This is a genomic window from Streptomyces sp. HUAS 31, from assembly GCF_028198125.1.
GTDB classification, from domain to species: Bacteria; Actinomycetota; Actinomycetes; order Streptomycetales; family Streptomycetaceae; genus Streptomyces; species Streptomyces chartreusis.
Genome location: NZ_CP116354.1, coordinates 87148 through 109590 on the forward strand (window position 1 = coordinate 87148; position 22443 = coordinate 109590).

17 protein-coding genes are annotated in these 22443 nt (G+C 71.7%); 13 read left to right on the forward strand and 4 right to left on the reverse strand.

Going from position 1 to position 22443, the window contains the following annotated elements; all coding sequences use genetic code 11:
- Positions 1-58: 58 nt before the first annotated feature.
- Positions 59-1036: a formylglycine-generating enzyme family protein gene (locus PGH47_RS42615; protein WP_435887871.1), complete on the forward strand. Its 978-nt coding sequence runs from the start codon at positions 59-61 to the stop codon at positions 1034-1036.
- An 88-nt stretch (positions 1037-1124) separates the two neighbouring features.
- Here PGH47_RS42615 and PGH47_RS42620 read toward each other — a convergent pair whose 3' ends face one another.
- The 3 genes from PGH47_RS42620 to PGH47_RS42630 all read right to left on the reverse strand — a co-directional run bounded on the left by PGH47_RS42620 (position 1125) and on the right by PGH47_RS42630 (position 6927).
- Positions 1125-2960, reverse strand: a complete 1836-nt coding sequence (locus PGH47_RS42620) for a LamG-like jellyroll fold domain-containing protein (protein WP_271668374.1) — start codon at positions 2958-2960, stop codon at positions 1125-1127.
- 30 nt (positions 2961-2990) lie between these two features.
- Positions 2991-3812 carry an MHYT domain-containing protein gene (locus PGH47_RS42625; protein ID WP_271668375.1) on the reverse strand — a complete coding sequence of 274 codons (822 nt, stop codon included), beginning with the start codon at positions 3810-3812 and terminating at the stop codon, positions 2991-2993.
- A 331-nt stretch (positions 3813-4143) separates the two neighbouring features.
- On the reverse strand, positions 4144-6927 hold the full coding sequence (locus PGH47_RS42630) for a helix-turn-helix transcriptional regulator (RefSeq protein ID WP_333938229.1): 2784 nt from the start codon (positions 6925-6927) through the stop codon (positions 4144-4146).
- 430 nt (positions 6928-7357) lie between these two features.
- Between PGH47_RS42630 and PGH47_RS42635 the strand changes: the two genes are divergently transcribed.
- The 9 genes from PGH47_RS42635 (at position 7358) to PGH47_RS42675 (ending at position 18290) form a co-directional block, all read left to right on the forward strand.
- Complete coding sequence (locus PGH47_RS42635) at positions 7358-7945, forward strand: hypothetical protein (RefSeq protein WP_271668377.1); 588 nt, start codon at positions 7358-7360, stop codon at positions 7943-7945.
- On the forward strand, positions 7942-9090 hold the full coding sequence (locus PGH47_RS42640) for a peptidoglycan-binding protein (RefSeq protein ID WP_271668378.1): 1149 nt from the start codon (positions 7942-7944) through the stop codon (positions 9088-9090). Before PGH47_RS42635 ends, PGH47_RS42640 begins: the two co-directional genes overlap by 4 nt.
- Before the next feature lie 50 nt (positions 9091-9140).
- The gene (locus tag PGH47_RS42645; protein ID WP_271668469.1) at positions 9141-9851 is read left to right on the forward strand and encodes an ABC transporter ATP-binding protein; all 711 of its coding nucleotides are present in this window, start codon (positions 9141-9143) and stop codon (positions 9849-9851) included.
- Entirely contained in the window at positions 9848-11050 is a 1203-nt protein-coding gene (locus PGH47_RS42650; RefSeq protein WP_271668379.1) for an ABC transporter permease, read from the forward strand. Before PGH47_RS42645 ends, PGH47_RS42650 begins: the two co-directional genes overlap by 4 nt.
- Positions 11051-11168: 118 nt before the next feature.
- A complete protein-coding gene (locus PGH47_RS42655) occupies positions 11169-11834 on the forward strand; it encodes a response regulator transcription factor (RefSeq protein ID WP_271668380.1) in 666 nt (221 codons plus the stop codon).
- Entirely contained in the window at positions 11831-13243 is a 1413-nt protein-coding gene (locus tag PGH47_RS42660) for a sensor histidine kinase (RefSeq protein ID WP_271668381.1), read from the forward strand. Before PGH47_RS42655 ends, PGH47_RS42660 begins: the two co-directional genes overlap by 4 nt.
- Positions 13244-13568: 325 nt before the next feature.
- Positions 13569-14639 carry a Gfo/Idh/MocA family protein gene (locus tag PGH47_RS42665; RefSeq protein ID WP_271668382.1) on the forward strand — a complete coding sequence of 357 codons (1071 nt, stop codon included), beginning with the start codon at positions 13569-13571 and terminating at the stop codon, positions 14637-14639.
- A 34-nt stretch (positions 14640-14673) separates the two neighbouring features.
- Positions 14674-15690, forward strand: coding sequence for an NAD-dependent epimerase/dehydratase family protein (locus PGH47_RS42670; protein WP_271668383.1), 1017 nt, complete (start codon positions 14674-14676; stop codon positions 15688-15690).
- Between the two features lie 458 nt (positions 15691-16148).
- On the forward strand, positions 16149-18290 hold the full coding sequence (locus PGH47_RS42675; protein ID WP_271668384.1) for a hypothetical protein: 2142 nt from the start codon (positions 16149-16151) through the stop codon (positions 18288-18290).
- 93 nt (positions 18291-18383) lie between these two features.
- Here the strand turns inward: PGH47_RS42675 and PGH47_RS42680 are convergent, their stop codons facing one another.
- Positions 18384-18539, reverse strand: coding sequence for a hypothetical protein (locus PGH47_RS42680; RefSeq protein WP_271668385.1), 156 nt, complete (start codon positions 18537-18539; stop codon positions 18384-18386).
- Positions 18540-18727: 188 nt separating this feature from the next.
- Here PGH47_RS42680 and PGH47_RS42685 point away from each other — a divergent pair, with 188 nt between their 5' ends.
- From PGH47_RS42685 to PGH47_RS42695, 3 genes are read left to right on the forward strand one after another with little or no spacing between them, the layout of a single operon-like run.
- A complete protein-coding gene (locus tag PGH47_RS42685) occupies positions 18728-19684 on the forward strand; it encodes a hypothetical protein (protein WP_271668386.1) in 957 nt (318 codons plus the stop codon).
- Positions 19685-19711: 27 nt separating this feature from the next.
- Positions 19712-20833, forward strand: a complete 1122-nt coding sequence (locus PGH47_RS42690; protein ID WP_271668387.1) for a sigma factor-like helix-turn-helix DNA-binding protein — start codon at positions 19712-19714, stop codon at positions 20831-20833.
- Positions 20830-22440, forward strand: a complete 1611-nt coding sequence (locus PGH47_RS42695) for a transglycosylase domain-containing protein (RefSeq protein ID WP_271668388.1) — start codon at positions 20830-20832, stop codon at positions 22438-22440. Before PGH47_RS42690 ends, PGH47_RS42695 begins: the two co-directional genes overlap by 4 nt.
- Positions 22441-22443: the final 3 nt, after the last annotated feature.

Genomic DNA, 22443 nt, shown 5'->3' on the forward strand with positions numbered 1-22443 from the left:
AATTTGGCGGATCTCGATGTGAGGCACTGATAATCCATGTTGAAACAGGAGGCGTCCATTGACTGCGCATGACTTCCGCGCGACTTCCGACGACGACGAGCACGCGGGATCCTCCTGCTGCGCCCCCGCCGGACACACCCGTCCGCGACCGGAGACACCCGTCGTGCCGCGCCCCGCGCGGGCCTCGTACCGGGGCATGGTGACGCTGCCCGGCGGCAGCTTCCGCATGGGCAACGAGGACGCCCACGCCAACCCCGCGGACGGCGAAGGACCGGTGCGCCAGGTCACCCTCCCGCCGTTCCGCATCGACGCGTGCGCCGTCACCAACGCCCAGTTCGCCGCGTTCGTGAAGGACACCGGCCATGTCACCGCCGCCGAGCGTTTCGGCTGGTCGTACGTGTTCGCGGGGTTCCTCACGCCCGAGCGGGTGCACGCGAGCAGGGCGGCGGCCGGTACCCCGTGGTGGCGGGGTGTGCGAGGCGCCGCGTGGCGCGCCCCGGAGGGCCCGGGTTCCGCGATCGAGGGCCGGAGCCGGCACCCGGTCGTGCACGTGACCTGGGACGACGCGCGGGCGTACGCGGCCTGGGCGGGCAAGCGGCTGCCCACCGAGGCCGAATGGGAGTACGCGGCACGCGGCGGCCTCGACCAGGCCCGCTACCCGTGGGGCGACGAGCTCACCCCGCGCGGCCGCTGGCGCTGCAACATCTGGCAGGGCGACTTCCCCGTCGTGAACACCGCCGACGACGGACACGTGGGCACCGCTCCCGTCGACACCTACCGGCCCAACGCATATGGCCTGTTCAACGTGGTGGGCAATGTGTGGGAGTGGACCGCCGACCGCTTCACCACGTCCCATACGGCCGACGCCGTCACCGCCCCGCGGGGCCCGGACGAGGGCGACACCCGGGTGATGCGCGGCGGTTCCTACCTGTGCCACGACTCCTACTGCAATCGCTACCGGGTGGCCGCCCGCACCTCCAACACGCCGGATTCCAGCAGCGGCAACTGCGGCTTTCGCTGCGCGGCGGACATGTGACCACCCGGGCGCTCGCGGCGATGCCGTACGACCGCCGCAGGCGCCGCGAACTGCTCGGTGTTCGTGAGCATTTCGCGGCGCTCGGGACTCAGGTGTTCGGCGGGGCCTTCGCCAGCGCCGCGACCTCGCGGCCCGACAGCGCCCGGTCGTATGCGCGTACGTCGTCGATGCCCCCGCGGAAGGGGTCGGACGGCGCGCCCTCCCACTTTCCGCGGCCCACGGTGAAGGGGCCGTCGGCCGACCACGTGGGCGAGTGCTCGGCGGTCTCCTGCAGCGAACCGTCCACATAGAGCAGGAGGCGCTCGGCGTCCGCGTCGAACACCGCGGTCAGGAGCTGCCACCGGCCTGTGGCGGGCGGGGCCAGCGACAGCACGTCGCACTCGTCCACGTCGACCGAGTCGGCGTCTCCCATGGCCAGCCGCCATCGGCCGTCGTCGGCGCTGTACTGCAGGAAGAACCCGCTGACGTTCCCACCGTCCTGCCCGGCGACCGTCTGGAACCCGGACGTCGAAGTCAGGCGCGCCCAGGCGGAGACGGTGAAGTCGTGAGCGGTGTCGACGACGGCCCGGTCGGACTGGACGTAGCCGCTCCCGCCGAAGTGCATCGAGCCCTCGCGCCGTGTGCTCGGCCGCGCGTCTCCCACGACACTGCCGGAGGGAGTTCCCCCGAGCCCGCGTGGACCGCCGTCGAAGTCCCAGCGCAGGTCGGCGCCCGGCACGGCCGGTCCGCGCGCCGGGGGAGGGGAGGGAGCCGGACTCGGTCGCGGCGCCGGCTCCCTCTCACGTGGCCGGCCCTCGGGGCTCGGTGTCCTGTCCCCGTCGGTGCCGGGTGACGCACTGGACGCCGACGCGGCGGGCGAGTCCGCCCGGGGGAAGGAGCGATCGGAGTGCGAGGGCCGGGCGGCGACCTGCTCGCCCGCCTCCTGGCCACCCGGGACCGCGAGCCACGCGAGGAGGACGGTGAGCACGGCACCGGCGCAGACCGCGCCCGCGGCAGCCGGCCTTGCGCGCATCGCCCGCAGCCGGCGGGCGACCAGCACGCCTCGGCGCCGGTGCGTGACACGGCGCGGTTCGGACGGCCCGAGCGCGGGATGGCGCCGCCGACGGGCGGGGGACGCGCGTGCGTCCCGGTCGCAGAAGTAGCGGAAGCCGTCCCAGGGGATCAGTGTCTGCGCCAGCAGCGGTCCGGGATTGCGCTGGTGCAACTGCGCCAGGTCGCGCAGCGCGTCGCAGCAGTCGGCGCACTGGGCCAGGTGCCCATCGAGCCCGCCGCTGACGGATGTGACGGCGGCGCGGCGGTCGTTGGTCTCGGAGGCGGTCACGAGGATGCGGGTGAAGGGTCGGCACGCCGGGGCCGCGTACTCCTCCAGGACCTCGATGAAGGCGTTGTGGAACTTCCTCTCCACAGCGGGCAACAGGCCCTGCACCACACTCGGTTCGGCCCCCAGATGGCGGGCGACGGCCTCGGGCCCCTCCCGCTCGACGACGGCGTGCCACAGGGCGACCCGTATACGGACGGGGAGCTGATGGAAGGCGGCTGCCAGGAGGGTCTGCTCGTCCTCCTGCCCGAGGACGGCACTCGACTGCGTCAGCCACTGCAGCAGTTCGTCGCTCAGTCGCCCCTGCCGGTGGTCGCGAAACCACTCGGCGGCGGTGCGCAGCACGGCGGTGAGCACATACGGCCGCCATGCCGTTTCCGCCCCGTCGCTCAGATAGTCACGTAAGGCGGCCCTGTTCGCGGTGGAGGCGAGCAGCGCCGCACCCTGCGCAGTGGCCGTGCACCGTGCCGCGTACGCGAGGACGGCGTCCAGATGACGGCCGGCCAACTCCCGTCCCGCCGCGCCCGCGTCGGGGCCGCCGGACGCTGCCGCACGGGCCAGTGTGATGTCGCAAGCATCTGACAGGGGCTTGGCCGACTCGGGCATGTGACATCGCTTCCTTCGATTCTCACAGTGTCAGCGTCGATCACGGTGTCCCACTCCGGTGAGGGAGTCGACCGGCGGGTCCGCGGGCGCCGGCACGGCGAGGTCAGGACGTGGGGGGAGGTGCTGCCCGGTGGCGGGGGCGAAGGCGCGGGGGTCTTCCGGCGCGTCGGCGCCGCCCACGACCAAGGGGTCCAGCATGACCACGAAGGCCGCGAAGAGCAGGAAGAACACCGGCCCCGTCAGCATCGGCAGCAGCGGCGACAGGGGGGAGTTGCCGTGCGTGGGATCCGTGTGGCCCAAGGTGTCGTAGCTCAGGGCGGCCATCGCGGTGTAGTGCATGCCGCAGACCGCCACGGCCAGCACGAGTCCGCCGAGGAGGGGTGCCCACGAGGCCCGCCCCACCGCGGTCCACAGTGCCGCGGTGGCGGTACCCACGGCGATGGCCAGGGAGAGCACCACGGCGGCGGTGTCGAACCGGAAGCCGCCGCTGGTCCGCATGGCGGCCATACCGACGACGTGCATACCCGCCACGCCGAGCCCCACCACCGGCCCCGCCAGGCACAGCGCGAGTGCGCCCGATCCGGCGTACCCGACGACGAACACGCCCATCGCCGCGACGACGACCGCGATGAGCAGGCTGAGCAGCGTCAGAGATGTGTCGTAGGCGACCCGGGTGTTCGTGATGGTGAAGCCCGTCATGGCGACGAAGTGCATCGTCCAGATGCCGCAGCCGATGGACGCACCGCCCAGTGCCAGCCAGCCCGGTTTCCAGCCGCGCGGGCGGTGCAGTGTCCGCACCATGCACCGCAGGCCGAGGGACGAGCCCAGCCAGGCCATGAGAAATGCGACCACCGGTGTGACCACGCCATACCTGAATCCATCGATCTCGCCGGACATCTTCCTCGCATCCAACTCGTTTGCCCGGCAAAGACTTTCGGTCCGTCCTGAGCCGATCAAGCCCGTGACCGCCGGCTGTTATATGCCGGATGAACCCGAGGAGAGACGCGGTCGATGCTCTCCGCGGAGGGAATTCGGGCTGCTCACTGGCGGCGTTCCGTTCGCTCACCGGGCGAAGGGCAGGCCGGTGCCGCTCTCTTGAACCGGAGAAGTGCCGCGGAAAGTGATCAGTGATTTGAGTGATTCGAAGCCCCACGCGGCGCTGCGGTCCGGACCGACCGGCACTTCACCCTTGGCGGGATTGCATCAGGTCGCGCAATTCTCTTCTGCCCCTGATGTCGTTCTTCATGTAGATATTGCCCAGGTGATACTCGACCGTCTTGGTGCTCAGGCACAGCCGTGCCGCGATCTCCCGATTCGTCCAGCCGAGACCGACCAGGCCCGCGATATCGCGCTCCCGGTCCGACAAGGTCTCCCAGAATCCCGCGGCGGCCGGCTGCGCCGCGGTGCCGGCGTCCTCCAGCAGGGCGCGGCATCGCTGCAGGTACCGCGCGGCGCCCAGGCGTGTGAACACCTTCTCGGCGGTGCGCAACTGCTCGCGGGCCCGTTCCGTGTCACCGGTCGCCAGCAGCAGCGCGCCGAGGTCCTGGCGCATGAGGGCCTTGTAGGCCACGGGGTCGCCGCCGTGCGGTGGCACGGCGAGACCTGCCTCGTACGACGCGACGGCCCCTGCGGGGTCGTCGACGGCGGCAATGGCTCCCCCGACCCAGTGGACCACCACCCTGACCAGCGCGCCGTGCGGTTGCGCCGCCTCCAGCTCGCGCAGCACGGACCGCGCCCGGCCGAGATCGCCGGTGCGTGCCGACGCCACCCCGAGCACAGGCAGGTGCCGCATGGCGTAGAGGCGTGAACGCCCGGTGTTGACGGACTCGTCCACGACCGGAGCGAGGACGGCGACCGTCTCCTCGAAGTCCTCCGCGGCGAACGCCACCGTCGCCCGGGTGGCCGCCAGATGGAAACCGGGCCCGGAGAAGTCCGCGGAGGTCTCCAGGGACAGCGCCTCGCGCAACGCGACCCGGGCCTGCTCGCGACGGCCGCTGAAGGCGTGCAGCACGGCGACGAAACAGTGCAGGTTGAAGAAGTCCGCCGGGCGGCCGGTGGTGTGCGCGATGTCGAGTGCGACGGAGACATTGCGTCTGGCCTCGTCCCACTCACCGAGCGCGAGATGACACCAGAGGCTGTGGGTGAGCGCGGTGACACTGCTGATCCTCGACACTCCCACCTCGCGTCGCCGGGCCGCGGCCGACAGATCGGACACGGCGCGGGCCAGATCCCCCGAGAGCGCGCGGAACAGCCCGCGGTAGATGAGGCTGTCGGTGTGGGTGGCCGGCACCTGCGAAGGGTGAGCCGACAACCGGTCCAGGTGCCTCAGGCCGGCCACCGGCCCGCCCAGAAGCGCGTGCCCGTACGCCCGGTTCGCGACGGCCAGGCCCCGCACCACATCGTCCCGCGCGTGCCGCAGCGCGAACTCGGAGGCACTCAGCGCCTGCTGTCCCAGTCCGAGCGAGCCCTGCGCGACACCCAGCTCGGCCGCGGCGTAAGCCGCCTGCGCCAGGTCGCCGCGTGCGGTGAAGGCCTCGCGGGCGCGGTTCAGGTACGAGGCGGCCAGGGCGTCCCGGCCCTTGGCCAGGTTCAACAGGCCGAGCGCCTCGTCCCGTTGCGGCCCCGGCGCGGCCGCGAGCACCGCCTCCTCGTGGCGCAGAGCGGTACGCGGCTGTCCACCTGTGACCTGCAGACGCACCGCCGAAAGCAGCGCGTCCTGCCGGCGCCGGCCGTCGGGGTCCACCTGGGACGACGCGAGCAGGTGGTCGGCCGCCAGGGCGGTCCGACCGGCCCGGGCCTCGCGCGCCGCCGCGCCGAGGAGGTCCCTCGCCAGCGCGGCGTCGTACGTCTCGGTCGCCGCCACCCGATGGCGCCAGGCGGCGGACGGCTCCAGCAGCCGGGCGGCGCGCAGGTGCATCCGGTTGCGTTCCCGCCTGGGGATCGCGGCGTACAGCGCGTCCCGCTGCCCGATGTGCACCAGCCGGAGCGTGGGCACCCGGTCCGGCAGCCACATCGCCGCGTGCTGGTCCACCAGGATCTCCGCGTCGGAGCCGGCCGATTCCGAGTCGAGCAGCCGGCCGAGGAGCGCGACGGTGGCCGGGGCGTCGAGGACCGCGAGCATGTTCAGGATGTCCCGGCTGCCCGGGGGAAAGGAGCGCGACCACGCGCCGACGGCGTCGCTCAGGGACGACGGGACGTCGATGGCGGCCGGATCGTCGGGCAGGTTCCCGCCGTACGAGCCGAGCGCGGCCTCCAGGAAGAGGGGGTTGCCGTGGCTCCACACGGCCAGGCCGCGCAGCTTCGCCTCGGAGTGCGGGCGCGCTGTGCGGTCCTCGATGAACTCGCGGGTCTCGGACATGGTGAAGCCGCTGACCTCGATGTGGTCCGATGCCGGCACGAGGTCCTTCAGGCCCATGTTCCGTGCGGTGCGGGCCGCTTCCCGCGTGCAGATCACCGTCAGGATCCGCTCGGCGTCCTGGCGCAGCAGGGCGAAGCCGATCGACTGGAGGGACTCGAGGTCCACCCGGTGGGCGTCGTCCAGCCAGAAGAGCACCGGAGAGGTCTCCTGCGACGAGTCGAGCAGGTCGATGACCGCGCCCCCTATGTCGAGCACGGAGGGCTGCGGCCCGACGGCTTCGGGTGCGGGAGGCGACAGGTGCTCGGTGCCGTCGGCGAGGAGCCCGGTGACCGTGTAGAAGGGCAGGTCGGATTTCGGAGGGATGTCCCACGCTTTGAGGACGGTGAATTCCTTGGCGACCGTATCCGTGAAATGCTCGACGAGCGCCGTCTTGCCCATCCCGGTCGCACCGGAGACCGTGACTACGCGGGGAATTCCCCGAGCCGCCGTTCGGGCAGCGTTGTGCAGGATTCTCAGTTCATCGGTACGCCCGATGAACCGGTGCCCGCGAGACTCCTCCATGCGCACCCCTCGATGCCGATGCTCGACGGGCTCAGCAGTGCTGCGCATTCTACTGAATACCGCTGAGCGGCAGATGGAGCGGCACGTACAAGGGCGAAGCGGATCCGGTCGCAATGCCCGGCCGGTCCCGGAGCCGGACCCCGCTACCCCTACCTGGTCCTGGGGCCCTGCCAAGGTTTTCGGCCCGGATGTTTCGTGAGCGTATGGAAAATCGCTCACGGCGACGCAAGGCACCCTCCGGGGGAATGGTGCCTGCGGCCGGCGTCCGGGCCCACCCCCGCCCCGAGTGCCTCGGCTCCGGTCGCACCCACACCTTGCAAGAACCTAAAGGAATTTCCTGACCCGCACCCAACAGGCGGCCCGCTGCAATGACGTCCGTGACCGGCCGCCGGCGGCCTCCGTCCCCCCGGGGTTCCGGCGCCGGTCGCACCAGATGTGGTCGAGGCTCCACGAGCGGAGCCCGTTACTGGAGGCATCCATGAATTCGTCGGTCCGCGCCTGGCGCCGGGGCATGGCCACCACGGCCGCCGTGTTGTTGCTCGCGACGGGTGCGGTCGCCTGCGGTGGCGACGAGCGCCCCGCCGCGAAGGAGAGCACGGCGGCCGGCACCGGTGACGAGGACAGGGCCACCGGGGACAGCGGCACGGGCGGCGCGGCCGACACCGGGGACGGGGCCTCCTCGAAGGACCAGGACGGCGTCCGGTACGCCGCGTGCATGCGCAGCAACGGTGTCGACGTCGCCGACCCGAAGCCGGGCGAGGCGCCCGTGCCGCCGGCCGGAGTCGACCGGTCCGTCCTGGACAAGGCGGAGCAGAAGTGCGGCCGGCCGCCCGGTGGCCAGCAGGCCGGCACCGGCGGGCTGGCCGCCGACCCGAAGCTGGAGGAGCTCTCGCTCAAGAACCAGAAGTGCCTGCGCGAGAACGGCTATGAGGTGTCGGACTCCAAGAGCCAGGGCGCACCGCAACTCCCGGGAGAGAACCCCGTCCTGGACCGCGCCCAGGAAGCCTGCAAGGAGATCGGCCAGGCCCTGGAGGACTACGTCAACAAGGCGGTGGGGAAGAAGTGACGGACGGCGAGCCGGACACGGTCCTGCTGCGGCAGGTGTCCGTCGAGCCGGACGGCGGACCTCAGGACGAACCCCGCCTGCGACCGCGCAGGAGGGGTCTTCGCCGCGCCGTCCTCGTCGCTGTCGCGGCCGTCCTGGCGACCGCCACCGCGTTCGCCGTGACGGCCTATCTGGACGACACCCCGCCCGAGAGGACCTCGGCACGCGAGAAGGTGCCGCCCGGGACGGAGCCGGTCGTCCGGGGCGATCTGGTGACCGAGGTGGTCGCCACGGGGTCGGTGAAGTTCGCCGGCGGCCGTGCCGTCAAGAACCACCTCACCGGCATCGTCACCTGGGTTCCGTCGTCCAACACCGTCATCGCCCAGGGCGAGCGCCTGTACTCCGTCGACGACAAGCCCGTGTTCCTGCTGCGCGGCGATCTGCCCGCATGGCGGGAACTCAAGCGCGGCATGCCGGACGGCGAGGACGTGCGCATGCTGGAGCGCAACCTCGCCGAACTCGGGTACACCGACTTCACCGTCGACGACGAGTTCACCGAGAAGACCGAGGCGGCGGTCAAACGCTGGCAGAAGAACAACGGTCTGCCCTCGAACGGCAGAGTCGAGCTGGGCAGAGTGGTCTTCGCCCCGGGTTCGCTGCGGATCGCCGAGGCGAAGGTGCGCGCGGGCGACCCGGTCGCCCCCGCCCAGGACGTGCTCCAGGTCACCGGATTCCAGCACAGTGTCTCGGCGGATGTCCCCTCGGAGGAACAGGACTTGGCCGTCAAGGGCGCGAAGGTCGAGATCGAGCTCCTGAACGGCAAGCGCGTCGCGGGGACGGTCGCCTCCGTCGGCACCGAGAAGATGACCGAGGACAACACGAGGGTCGTCCCGATCACCGTACGACCCGAGTCCTCACGGCTGTTCGCCGACGTGCAGAGCAAGGACGTCGTCGTGGTGCTCAAGCGCTCGGAGGCCAAGGACGTGCTCTTCGTGCCCGTCACCGCGCTGCTCCCGGCGCAGGGCGGCGGTTACGCGGTACAACTCGTCAAGAACGGCAAGGTCGTCGTGGTCCGCGTCAAGACGGGCGCGTTCGCGGAGGGACAGGCGGAGGTCAGCGGGCCCGGTATCCGCGAAGGCGCCCGCGTGGGGGTGCCCAAGCTGTGACCGCACTCCCGCCCGACGAAGGGCATCGCGCGTCCGGCTCCGCGGAATCGGTGGTGAGTCTGACCGAGGTCGGCCGCTCCTACGGCAAGGAACCCCACCGGGTGCACGCGCTGCGGGATGTGACGACGGCTATCGCGCCCGGTGAACTGGTCGCCGTCGTGGGCCCATCGGGCTCCGGGAAGTCGACCCTGCTCAATCTGATCGGCACTCTGGACCGCCCCACCTCCGGTCGGGTCGTGGTGGACGGGCAGCGCGTGGACCGGCTCGACGACCGCAAGCTGTCGGCACTGCGGGCGCACCGTATCGGTTTTGTATTCCAGCAGTTCCACCTCTCCGGCGGCACCCGCGCGCTCGACAACGTCGCCGACGGACTGCTGTACACGGGCATGACCAGACGCCGGCGCCGCGACCAAGCCGCCGCCGCTCTGCACCGGGTGGGTCTGGGACACCGTCTGGACCACCGGCCGCACGAGCTTTCCGGAGGCGAGCGGCAGCGCGTGGCCATCGCCCGTGCCGTGGTGGGCGATCCGGCGCTGCTCCTGGCGGACGAGCCGACCGGGGCACTGGACACCCGGTCCGGCGCGATGGTGGTGCGGCTGCTGCGCGAACTGAACGCCGCCGGCACCACCGTCGCGGTCATCACCCATGACACGGAGCTGGCGGCGGGCCTGCCGCGCCGCCTGGTCATGCGCGACGGGCGACTCGTGGAGGACTCCGGACTCACGACGACCGGGCCGCGGCCGGCACGGGAGTCCCGATGAACAGCGAGGCCACGAAGCGCTCGCGCCTGCGCGGCAAGGACCTGCTGCTGCTGGGCGCCAACGGACTGCGCACCCGGCCGCTGCGGGCCGTGCTCTCGGCCGCCGGCATCGCCATCGGGATCGCCGCGATGATCGCCGTCATCGGGATCTCCGCGTCGAGCAGGGCCTACCTCGACGCGGAGTTGGACAAGCTCGGCACCAACCTGCTGACCCTCGAGCCCGGCCAGGACCCCGCGACCGGCAAGGCCGTACCGCTGCCCACGACCACGGTGGCGACGATCGCCCGCGCCGACGGTGTGGACACCGTCAGCGGCACGGGAGAACTGAAGGACGTCAACGCCTACCGCAACGCGCGTATCGACCCCGCGGAGTCGAACGGCCTGACCGTGCTCGCGACCGACAGCCACCTGCTGCGGACCCTGGAGGCGTCCCTCAGCCGGGGAAGCTGGCTCGACCGTGCCCCCGAGCGGTATCCCACCGCCGTCCTCGGAGAGCGGTCGGCGAACCGGCTGGGTGTCACGGAGCCCGGGGAGAGCGTCTGGATCAAGGACAAGTACTTCACGGTGCTCGGCGTCCTGGAGCCGGTGCCGCTGGCGCCCGAACTCGACACCGCCGTCCTCGTCAACAACGAAGCGGCCAGGCGATACCTCGGCTACGACGGCCACCCGACCAAGGTGTACGAGCGATCCGCCGACGAACTCGTGCAGACGGTGCGCGCCCTGCTGCCGCGCGCCGCCAATCCGCAGGACCCCCGGTACGTGACCGTCAGCCGGCCGTCGGACGCGCTGAAGGCCCGCCAGGCCGCCGAGGCGTCCTTCACCGGGCTGCTCCTCGGGCTGGGCGCGGTCGCCCTGCTCGTCGGCGGGATCGGCGTGGCCAACACGATGGTCATCGCGGTCATGGAACGGCGCGGCGAGATCGGGCTGCGGCGCGCGCTGGGGGCGACCCGACGGCAAATATCCCGGCAGTTTCTCATGGAAGCGCTGCTTCTGTCCTGCCTCGGCGGACTCGGCGGAGCAGCACTCGGCGCGGGCGTGACGGCGGGCTACTCTCTCAGCCAGGGCTGGCCCACCGCGGTTCCCCTGGCCGCGCTCGCCGCGGGAGTGGGCGCGACAGCCCTGATCGGTGCGATCGCCGGACTGTACCCGGCTCTGCGCGCCGCCCGCACCCCTCCCACGGTCGCTCTCGCCGCACCGTAGCCGGTGCCCCCGCCGGCTCCTTCCCCCGAGGCGCCGGCGGGGGTGCCATCCCCTGTGCGCCGGGCTCCAGCGGCGGCGCCATGACCACCTGCGCCACGGACGACAGGGAGGAGAGCACGTGCGTGTGCTGATTGTCGAGGACGAGCCGTTCATGGCGCAGGCGCTGGTGAACGGCCTGCGCCGGGAGGCCATCGCCGCCGACCACGCCCCCGACGGCGAGAGCGCCCTGGAGCAGATCGTGTGCCACGACTACGACGTGGTGGTCCTCGACCGCGACCTGCCACGGTTGCACGGCGACGAGGTCTGCCGGCGCATCACCGAGCAGCACAGCTCCGTGCGGGTCCTCATGCTCACCGCGGCGGCCTCGCTCGACGACCGTGTCGACGGGCTGCGCCTGGGCGCGGACGACTATCTCTCCAAGCCCTTCGACTTCCCCGAACTCGTCGCCCGGCTGCACGCGCTGCACCGCAGGTCGGGCTCGCCGCCGCCACCCGTCCTGGAGTGGGCCGGCGTACGGCTGGACCCCTTCCGCCGCGAGGTCTACCGCGACGAGCGCTACCTGCGGCTGACCCGCAAGGAGTTCGCCGTCCTGCACGTCCTGATGAGCGCACAGGGCGGTGTGGTCAGCGCCGAGACCCTGCTGGAGAAGGCGTGGGACCAGCACGCCGACCCCTTCACCCAGGCGGTGCGGGTCACCATCTCGACCCTGCGGCGCAAACTCGGCGAGCCGGCCCTGCTGCACACCCGCACGGGCGCCGGCTACTACCTGGGACGCTCCTCGTGAGGACCCGCGCCCGCCTGTCCCACCTGACCATCCGCACCCGGCTCACCCTCGCCTACGGGGTGCTGTTCGCGGCCTCGGGCGCGGCCATGGTGGGACTGCTGTACCTCTTCATGAGATTCGGCCCGAACTACTCCACCGCGCTCACCCGGACCGGCGCCTCCCCGACCCCGGGCCCCGCAGGTGGGGACGGCGCGACCAATGCGTCCGCGTCGCCGGAACCCCCGGCTCCGGGCGCGGCGACCCCCAGCCTGCCGCCGGAGCCGGCCCCCTCGGGCAAGGCCGCGGCAGCCCCCGGCCTGCCGCCCGACGCGGCCTCCACGGCCATCGCCGGACACAGCGCCCGCATGCCGACGGAGACGGCCACCGCCCTGTCCGGAGCGAGTCCCACTCCTTCGTCTGTCGAGTACGCCAAGTCCACGCACGGCCTGCTGTCGATCGAGGTGTCCAGCAAGTCCGACTTCCTGCACGCGCTCCTCGTCTTCAGCGCCGTCGTCTTCCTGATCCTGCTGCTGATCTCCGTGATCGTCGGCTGGTTCATGGCCGGCCGGATGCTGGCCCCGCTGCAGAAGGTCACCGCCACGGCGCGCGGCATCGTCGGCTCCACCCTGCACGAGCGCATCGCGTTGAGCGGACCGCAGGACGAGATCCGGGAACTCGCCGACACCTTCAACGCCATGCTCCGTCGCCTTGAACAGGCATTTGAGGCACAGCGTCGGTTCGCCGCGAACGCCTCGCACGAACTGCGCACCCCGCTGGCGAGCATGCGGACCATCCTGCAGGTGGCGCTCGCCTCACCGGATCCGGACGACCTGCGGGCCGCGGGCGGCCAGCTCCTCAGCCTCAACAGGCGCTCCACCGACATCACCGAGGCGCTGCTGACCCTTGCCCGGGCCGACCACGGAGCGATCAACCAGGAGAGCGTCGACCTCGGGGCCGCCGTACGCGAACACTGCGCCCAGGTGGGACCGCAGGCGAGGGAGGCCGGGGTGCTCCTGAGCGGGCCGACGGGCGGGGCCCTGACGACCGGCGACCCCAGGCTGCTGCGGCAACTCGTCGGCAATCTCATCGACAACGCCGTCAAGCACAACCACCGCGACGGCATCGCGACGGTCGCCGTGCACCGCTCGCAGGACGGACGGGTGCGGCTCACGGTGCGCAACTCCGGCCCGGCGCTGACCCGGGAGGAGGCCGACCGGGCCTTCGAGCCCTTCCACCGCCTCGACACCCGCACGGAGCACTCCAACGGGCGCCCGGCCGGGCACGGCCTCGGGCTCGCCATCGTCCGGTCCATCGTCCGCGCCCACGACGGCACCCTGCGGGCCACGCCGCTCAGGCCCAACGGGCTGGAGGTGTCCGTCGACCTGCCCGGCGCACCCGAGGACAGGGACAGAACCGCTCAGCGAGGGTGAGCAGTCGGGCGGCCCCGCCCGCCGCCGTCCGGAGCCTGCGCGCAAGCACCGGACGGGGCGGTGAGGCCCCGGCTGTCGTGACCACAACCACCGGGGCTTCCCAGCCGGCACACCGGACTCCGGAGAGCGACCGGCTCAGGCGTGCCGTGCCACCGACCCTGCCGTACCGCCGGCCCGCGGCGCCCCGGGGCTTCTCCCCAGTCCCGCGCGTGACGCCGCTCGGAGCCGGCCACCTGGTTGCGCTGCCGCTCGGCGATCCGTTTGCATGACGGCATCCTGCCCCGGCCTCATGGCCGTACCCCGCCTCGTTCGCGACAGGAGCTCCATGCCGCAGTCCCGCCCGGCCGACGTCCACGCGCACGACACCGCACGCCTGGTGCTGCCCGCACCACGCACGCCCTCCCCGCGTGACGCGCCGTCCATGGGCTGGGGCGTGCTGGCCCCCGGCGGCATAGCGGCGTCGTTCGTCGAGGCGCTGCGTGCGCACACCGAGCAACGCGTGGTGGCGGTCGGATCGCGCGACGGCCGACGGGCCCTCGCCTTCGCGGAGCGGTTCGGCATACCCGGGGCGTACGGCAGTTATGCCGAAGTGCTGGACGACGACCGGGTGGACATCGTCTACGTCGCCTCCCCGCACTCCGCCCACTTCGACCACGCCTTACAGGCGATCGAAGCAGGCCGGCACGTGCTGGTGGAGAAGGCGTTCACGCGCAACGCCGGTGAGGCCGCGCGGCTGATCTCCGCGGCCCGGGAGCACGGGGTGTTCCTGATGGAGGCGATGTGGACGCGCTTCCTGCCGCACATCGACGTCGTGCGCCAGGTGCTCGACTCCGGGCTGCTCGGCGAGGTGCGCACGGTCACCGCCGACCACGGGCAGCACATGACACCGGACGCGGCCGACCGCCTGTTCGCCCCTGAGCTGGCCGGCGGAGCCCTGCTCGATCTCGGCGTCTACCCCGTCTCGTTCGCCTCGATGGTGCTCGGCCCCTTCGCCTCGGTGACCGCGGTGGGAACCAAGGCCTTCACCGGAGTCGACGGACAGGCCTCGATCGTCGTCACCGGCGAATCCGGAGCGCACGGCGTCCTGAACACCAGCCTCTTCGCCCGCACCGCGACCACGGCGTCGGTCTGCGGCACGCGCGCCCGCCTGGAGATCGGCGGCGACTTCTACGCGCCCGCCACGGTCCGTCTGATCAACCGCCACAACGAGCAGGTCGACTCCTACACCCCTGTGCTGAGCCAGGGCGGACTGTGCTACGAGGCAGCCGAAGCGGCGCGGTGTGTCGCGGCCGGACGCCTGGAGTCGGACCTGATGCCGCTCGACGAGACGCTGCGCGTCATGCACGTCCTGGACAGGGTCCGCCGTGACCTGGGCGTCCGCTACCCGGGCGAGTGACCGCCCCACACCACGCGAGGAGTACGTAACCCTCATGAACACCAGTCGGCTTGAGGGCCGCAAGGTCCTCTTCATCGGCGGTACCGGCGTGATCAGCTCGGCGTGCTCCCGGCGGGCCGTCGAACTCGGCGCCGACCTGCACATCCTGACCCGCGGAGTCACCTCGGCACGCCCGGCGCCCGACGGCGCCACCCTGATGACGGCCGACGTCCACGACACCGATCAGATGCAGGCGGTCGCGGATCGCCACAAGTTCGACATCGTCGTCAACTTCCTCAACTTCACGGCCGATCACATCGCCCGGGACATCGACCTGTTCGACGGGCGCACCGGCCAGTACGTCTTCATCAGCACGGCGGCCGCGTACGAACGCCCCGCCGGACAACTGCCCGTGACGGAGAGCGCACCGCTGCGCAACCCCGAATCCGCGTACGCCCGCAACAAGATCGCCTGCGAGGAACTGCTCGCCGAGGCGCACTGGGAAGGGCGGTTCCCCGTCACCGTCGTGCGGCCCTCGCACACCTACGACCGTACGGCCGTGCCCTTCGACGGCGGCTGGACAGCGGTCGAGCGGATGCGCCGCGGACAGGAGGTGCTGGTCCACGGCGACGGGACCTCGCTGTGGACCCTCACCCACCACACGGACTTCGCCCTCGGCTTCACCGGACTCCTCGGCCACCCCGGCGCGCTCGGTGAGACCTTCCACATCACCGGCGACGAGGTGCTCAGCTGGGACCGGATCTACCGGACCGTGGCCGAGGCGGCCGGCGTGGACGAGCCGCGGCTCGTCCATGTGCCCTCCCAGGCCATCGCGGCGGCAGACCCGCGGTGGGGCGAGGACCTGCTCGGCGACAAGGCGCACTCGATGGTGTTCGACAACAGCAAGGTCCGCTCACTCGTGCCGGAGTTCACCGCGTCCGTGCCCTTCGCCCGCGGCGCCCGCGAGATCGTCTCCTGGCACGACCAGGACCATGCCCGCCGCGCCGTCGACGCCCGGTTCGACGCACTCATGGACCAGCTCATCGACACGCACAGGCCGGGCCGGCCGTAGCCGGTCACCACCGACCACCCCGGACCCGGCCTCCTGCCCTGCCGCCGGGTCCGGGGTTCGCGGCACACGCGCGGCGACCTGTGCCGAGGGCTTCGGCGTGCGTGGGGAGTGCGCGGAACGCTCACGTTCGATGCGCAGTCCCACCTGCCGCGCGCCGGCACGGCAGCCGGTGCCCATTGGTGCTTTCAGGACGGTCGGTGACCAGCGCCGAGAGATTTTCAGGAAGGGCGATTTGCCCCTGAGCCGCCCTCTCGACACGCCTTCCTGACGAAATCCTTCACATCAGGTCATGACTGTCGTGAACACGTGAAAGGTGCGTAGGTTCAGTCGGCGCCGCCTCCTTGTGAGCGCTCTCCCGATGGCTCGCAGGCGGACGCCACGAACCACTTCAGACACCCTGACCTCAAGAACGGACTCATGCAGAGATGACCCGGAACGTTTTGCCGCGCCGCCGTGGCATGTCCACGACGTTAGTGCTGGCCGTGCTCACCGCCGGCCTGGCCATGGCCGGTATCCCCGGCACTGCCGCCGCCGCCCCCGTGGACCCCGACGGCCTCAACCTGCGGCAGTGGATGGGGCAGATCAGGGATGTCATCGGTGACCGGCCGCTCAACAAGATCGTGATGCCGGGCAGCCACGACGCCGGGTCCTGGAGCATCACCGACAAGACGGGGATCTGTGACACGGCCAGTGAGGCCGAGATGTCCAAGATCAGCCCGCAGGTCGCCGCCGCCATCTCCGTCACGCAGATGACGCCCATCAAGGAACAGCTCAACAGCGGTTCGCGCTACCTCGACCTGCGGCTGTGCAAGCAGAACGGCAAGTGGTACACCTACCACGGCGGTCCGCTGGGCGGCCTGTTCTTCGACGACCCCGCCACCGGCCGCAAGGGCGAGATCAACGACATCGCCGAGTGGATCCGCGACCACCCCGACGAGATCGTCACGATCGAGCTGCGCACCTCGGTCCCGCCGGACTCCGACCCCTCGCCGGAACGCGACACCGCCGTCGAGGACCACATGGAGGCCGTACGGCTCCTCGGGGACAAGATCGGCACCTCGCGGATGGCCGACCGCGACAAGCTCTCGCCCACGTCCACCTACAACCAGTTCCGGGCCGCGGGCGCCAACGTCATCCTGCTCGACACCAGGAACCGTACGGACTACCCCTGGATGTGGCCCGCCGGCTCCCGGATGGAGGGCCGCAACAGCTACGTCGAGAACGAGGACTGGGGCGCCCTCTTCAAGGAGGCGTTCAAGAACCCCACCGCGTCGAACTCGACCATCGACCTGATCAGCCGGACCGCCCTGCAGCGCAACGACGAAGTACTGAAGAACGACATGGGCGACCCCGGCAAGTTCTTCGTGCTCTCGGGGAACGTCGACTCCACGCTCGCCATCCCCGACGCGGCGTTCGACGTGGTCACCAACGGCATGGACTACAAGCCCGACGGCCTGCCGTACATGCTGTACCTGGCCCGCGAGCACAACATCAACCTGCTGCAGAAGCTGGAAGGCGAGTGGCGCAAGTCCTACATCGCCAAGAACACCAACGTCGTCCAGCTCGACTGGATCGACATGGGCGGCAAGCGCGACGACGGCACCATCATCGGCTCGGGCGACATGAGCGCGGCGATCATCGCCAACAACACCCCGACCACGGCGACCGGCACGCTCGTCGGCACCGAGCGCCGGGCCGACGGCAGCTGGAGCAGCGCCGAGGCACTGCCCGGAGCGAACGGCGGACCGGAGTTCGCGGGCGCGGAGCAGTCGGTGACGGCGATGCCGGACGGTTCGCTGCAGTACCTGACCTACGGCAACGACAAGCGGATGTACCACAACATCCGCCGCGCGGACGGCTCGTGGCAGGGATGGCGCCGCATGAACACCGACGAGGGCGACAAGCGGTTCAACGGCGGACCGATCGCCCTGGCGAGCACCCCCAACGGCGAGACACAGGCCGTCGCCGTCGACAAGGACGGCGTCCTGCTCCACCAACTGCGCCGCACCGACGGCACCTGGACGGGCTGGGCGGCGCCTCCCGGTCCTGACAACGGCGTCTTCAAGGCCAAGGACGTGGCCATCACCGGCACCGCGAACAACTCCCTCATGGTGCTCGCCTACGACAAGAGCGGCAACATGCGGCTGACGGGGCGGTGGGCGAGCGGCACCTGGGACACCACCGGCTGGACGACGCTGCCCGGAGTGGGCGGCGCGGCCACCTTCGCCGGCAGCGACCTGTCGATCACCCAGACGCCGAACCGCTCCCTGCAGATCGCGGCGGTCGGTCTCGACGGCAAGATCTGGCACATGACCCGGGACGGCATGCTGCGCAACTCGCCCTGGACCAACCCCGAGTGGGCGCCGAACGACGCGATGCGCGCCACCGGTGTCGCGATCGCCGGCCTGCCGGACGGAACGGCCCAGCTTCTCGCCGTCGGCATGGACGGCAACACCTGGCACGCACTGCGCTCGGCGAGCGGCTCGTGGACCAGGTTCGGCGCGGTGAGCGGCCCGTACGGACGGGCGCTGGGCGCGACGAACGTGCGCATCGCCGGACTGCCCGACGGACGCACGTACAGCCTCGTCAACGCGCGCTGACCACACAAGCACGCCGTGTCCGGCGCCGGTTGACGCGGCGCCGGACACGGCGGCAGGATGCGTCGCCCCCACCCCCGTCGGGGGCCGAAGAGATCATCTGCGGTGCGCGTTCTGTGCGGCCGTCGCCGAGTCCCGCAGCCCGGCGCATCCTCGCCCGGCGGCCCGCTGCTCGATCTCGGACGGCTCGCGGCGCAGGTCCGCCGGAATGGCGTCGCCGCAGGTCAGCTGCCGAGTTTGGGTCAGGAGCACGGCACGTTCCGCAGGGTCGGCGCACGCCGTGGGCGGGGCACGGTGGCGCAGGGACGCCGGGCGGACCGGTCCGGGCACAGCGTGCTCGGGCATCGGCGCCGCAGCAGGTCCGCCGCCGCGGCGGATAGCTTGAGGCACCTCACACCTCTTCAGTCGGGGCGCTGGAGAGGCAGGTACGAGGAGATCCCATGAGAGCCCACCGCCGCAACAAGCACATAGGGTTGCTGGCCGCGGTCGCCGCACTGGCCGCACTGCTGATCCCCTATGCGACGTCGGGCGAGGAGGAAGCCGCCGCGGCGACGGCCACGTCGATCGTCTACGACCCGGGCCCCAGGCTGCGCTGCTACAGCGCCTCCGACGAGTCGGGCGGAACCAACTACGGCAACGACTCACGCGACTGCGGTGCCATCGACGAACCTGGCCGCGTCGACGACTCGTGCACCTGGTTCGGCTACTCCTCACCGCGCGGTACGCAGTGCCCGGCCTGGCGCTTCGTCACCTACGGCTGGGACGAGAACAGGCTGCGCCAGTACCCCGGCTACGACCACCAGGTCCAGGGCCCGTCCGGCTCCCCTTTGAAACTGGTGCTGCAGAACAACTCCAGAAACCTCCAGGACCAGTGCGAACTCAAGGAAGTCGCCTTCTCCTACGAGTACGTCGGCAGCTCGCTCGAGCGGCGCGCCGACGGCAAGGAGTACAACTTCTCCGACGGCCGCACCAAGGTCTCCTACGACGCTTCGGTGGAGCAGTCCGGGGACTTCCGCTGCGCCGAGCGGCGGGCCATCCTCACCACGGACTTCATCTACCGCACCGCACGCGGCCTGAACCTGATCTCGGTGGTCCACTACGACCCGGGCGCGTTCTCCCGGCCGAACGAGGACGGCGTGCTGTGGAGCAACGGCTGCAAGGACGGCGAGGGCCGGCCGAGCGGCTGCCGCGTCACCGTCCCGGGGCAGCGCATCGAGCCCGGCCGCACGACCCGGATCGACGTCGACTTCACCGAGGTCGCGCGACAGTACGCGCGATACCTGGGCGGCGAACCCGCACCCTCGCCGTCCCAGATCGAGGCCGTGCAGGTCGTGAACAGCACGAAGGGCGCCGACCTCAAGGCGGAGGTGTCCCATGCGGACGTCACCGTTGAGTAGGCCCGTCCGGCGCGGCGGCTCACCGCGGTGAGCCGCCGGCCCTCCACGCCGAAACCGCCCACCCCGCGCGACGACTTCGCCGGCTACACGACGCGCACCTGGCCATGGCTGCTGCGTACCGCCCACCTCATGGAGGGCGAGCCGAAAGCGGCCGAGGAGCTGGCCCGCGGCACGCTGGCGCAGACGTACGCCCTGCGGCGGAGGATCCCGCGCGGCGACGCGGACTTCCATGTGCGACGCGCGCTGGTGCGCCGTCACCTGCGCCTGGCCGGGCGCCGAGGGCCGCACACCGTGCGGTCCGCCCCGCTGCTGCGGGCGCTGGCGCAGCTGCCCGCGCGCCAGCGCGTGGCGCTGGTCCTGCGTCACGGCGAAGGACTGGGCAACGCGGAGAGCGCCCAGGTGCTGGGCTGTTCGCCCCGAGCCCTCACCTCGCTCCTCAGGCGCGGCCTGGCCGCCCTCGAGGACGCGTTCCCCACCGGGGCGGGAGGACCTGTGAGTCATGTCGGCCGCACGCACGAGACCTGGGTCCGAGCGGCGTTCGACGCCGCGGTCGGCGACCTCGGACCCTGGCCCCCCGTCCCGCTGTCGGAGGTTCTGCGCGTGGGCCGGGTCCGGCGCCGCAGACGTCGTACGGCGATGCTGGTGATCGGCTCGGTGCTGCTGCTCGTGCCCTCGGTGGCCGTCGCCTCCGCGGACCTGGCCCTGCCCGGCGGGACGGGACCGTCCGTGCCCGGCGAGCCCGCGCCGTCCGGCAGTGTGCGGGTGGTGGCGGCCGGGGAGCGGGTGAGGCCGTTGCCCGGCGCCGAGATGTGGCTGACCAGGGGCGAGGCGAGATGGTCCACGCCGAACGGGACACAGGTCCTCGACCCGGGCGACGGACCGGCCCTCGGCCTGCGCACGGAGACCGTGGACGGCTCTCTGCTGCTCACCGGTGTCTACCGGGCCGGCCGGCCGGCGGCTCGTGTCGAGCTGGAGACCGTGTCCGGCGCCACCGCCGGCACACTGCTCACGCTGTCGGGAGACCCCGGCTGGATGGGCTGGTACGCCACCGTCGGTCAGCCCGCGGACCAGCGGGCGTGGCAGCGTTTGCGCGTCATCGTGTACGCCTCGGACGGCACCGTCCTGGCCCGTGCCGGAGTGGACGGATGAGCCGCCACCGGCACGCGCCGTCCCGCCGTCCGCGCTGGCTGATCCGTGCCCGCCGGAGCCGGGGGCGCCGGCTGCGAAGGGCGCTCGTCGCCCTCGTCGGGCTCGTGATCGCGGGCTGCGGTGCGGTCGTCGTCGCCTACCTGATGACGGACATCCCCGAACCTCACCCCGAGACGGCCGTCCAGAGCACCGTGTTCCTCGACATGAACGGGGACTACCTGGGACGACGCGGCCCGGTGGACCGCCAGGAAGTGCGGCTGTCGCAGGTCCCGCGGCAGGTGCAGGACGCTGTGATCGCCGCGGAGAACCGCTCCTTCCGCTCCGACTCGGGCATCTCACCCACCGCGCTCGTGCGTGCCGCGGTCTCGACGCTGAGCGGTGGCGGGCGCCAGGGCGGCTCGACGATCACCCAGCAGTACGTCAAGAACGCGCTGCTGAGCCCCGAGCAGTCGCTCGGCCGCAAGGCCCGTGAGGCGTTGATCGCGGTCAAGCTGGACCGCACTCGCGGCAAGGACGAGATCCTGGAGGGCTACCTCAACACCGTGTACTTCGGGCGCGGTGCGGCAGGCATCCAGTCCGCGGCACGCAACTACTTCGGGGTCGACGCGCGCGACCTGACGCTGGCTCAGGGCGCGGCGCTCGCGGCGGTCATCAACCTGCCCTCGTACTACGAGCGAGCGGGCGCCGACGCGGAGGTGACCTCGGCGCTGCGCGAGCGCTGGGAGTGGGTCCTGGACGGGATGCGCGGCTCCGGCCTGATCTCGGCCGGCCAGCGTGCCGGCGCGCAGTTCCCGGCGTTCCGTTTCTATCCGCCGGGCGAGACGGAGGGGCAGCGCCAGTATCTGATCGACGCGGCCGCTGCGGAAGTCGCCGAGCGGCTGGACATCAGCCAGGAGGAACTGGCGCGGGGAGGCTACACGGTCCGTACGACGTTCGACCTGGCGGCACAGGACGCGACGACGGAGCGTGTGCGCGAGGCGCCCCGGGCCCGGCCGGGAACACGGCTGCGCGCCGCCGTGGTGGCGATGGTGCCGCGGGACGGCGCGGTGCGAGTGCTGTACGGGGGCGAGGACTACGCGAAGCAGCCGTTCAACATCGCCGTGTCGGGTGCGGTGGAGGCGGGCACGGCCCTCGGCCCGGTGGAACCCCTGACGGCGGACGGTCCCTTGGCGTCCCTGCGTGACACGGCCGCGCCCTCACCGATGCGTCTGGCCTCCGCGTACGCGGCGCTCGGGGCGGACAGGACCTATGCCGAGCCCTACACCGTCTCCGGCGTCACCCGGGCCGGCCGAACGCTGCACACCGCACGGCCCGAACGTGTCCCGCTGCCGTCCGCCACCACGGGAGGGGGCGTGGCGACCACCGCGCCGCGCCCGCCGGGCCGGTCACCTCTGCTCAGCCTGGAGGGCGGAGCGGGCACCGGTCCCGGCGCCCGCACCCTCTGGCACACGGTGACGGACACGCGATTGTCGGTCACCGTGTCGCTGTTCGCCGAGCGTCCGGCGCAGGGTGACCGGCCCTCCCGCCCGGCCCTGTTGGTCGACGGAGCCGGAGAGTTCGCGCAGTCGACGGCCGAGGCGGTGCGCAGCCGGCTCTCACGTTCCTAGACC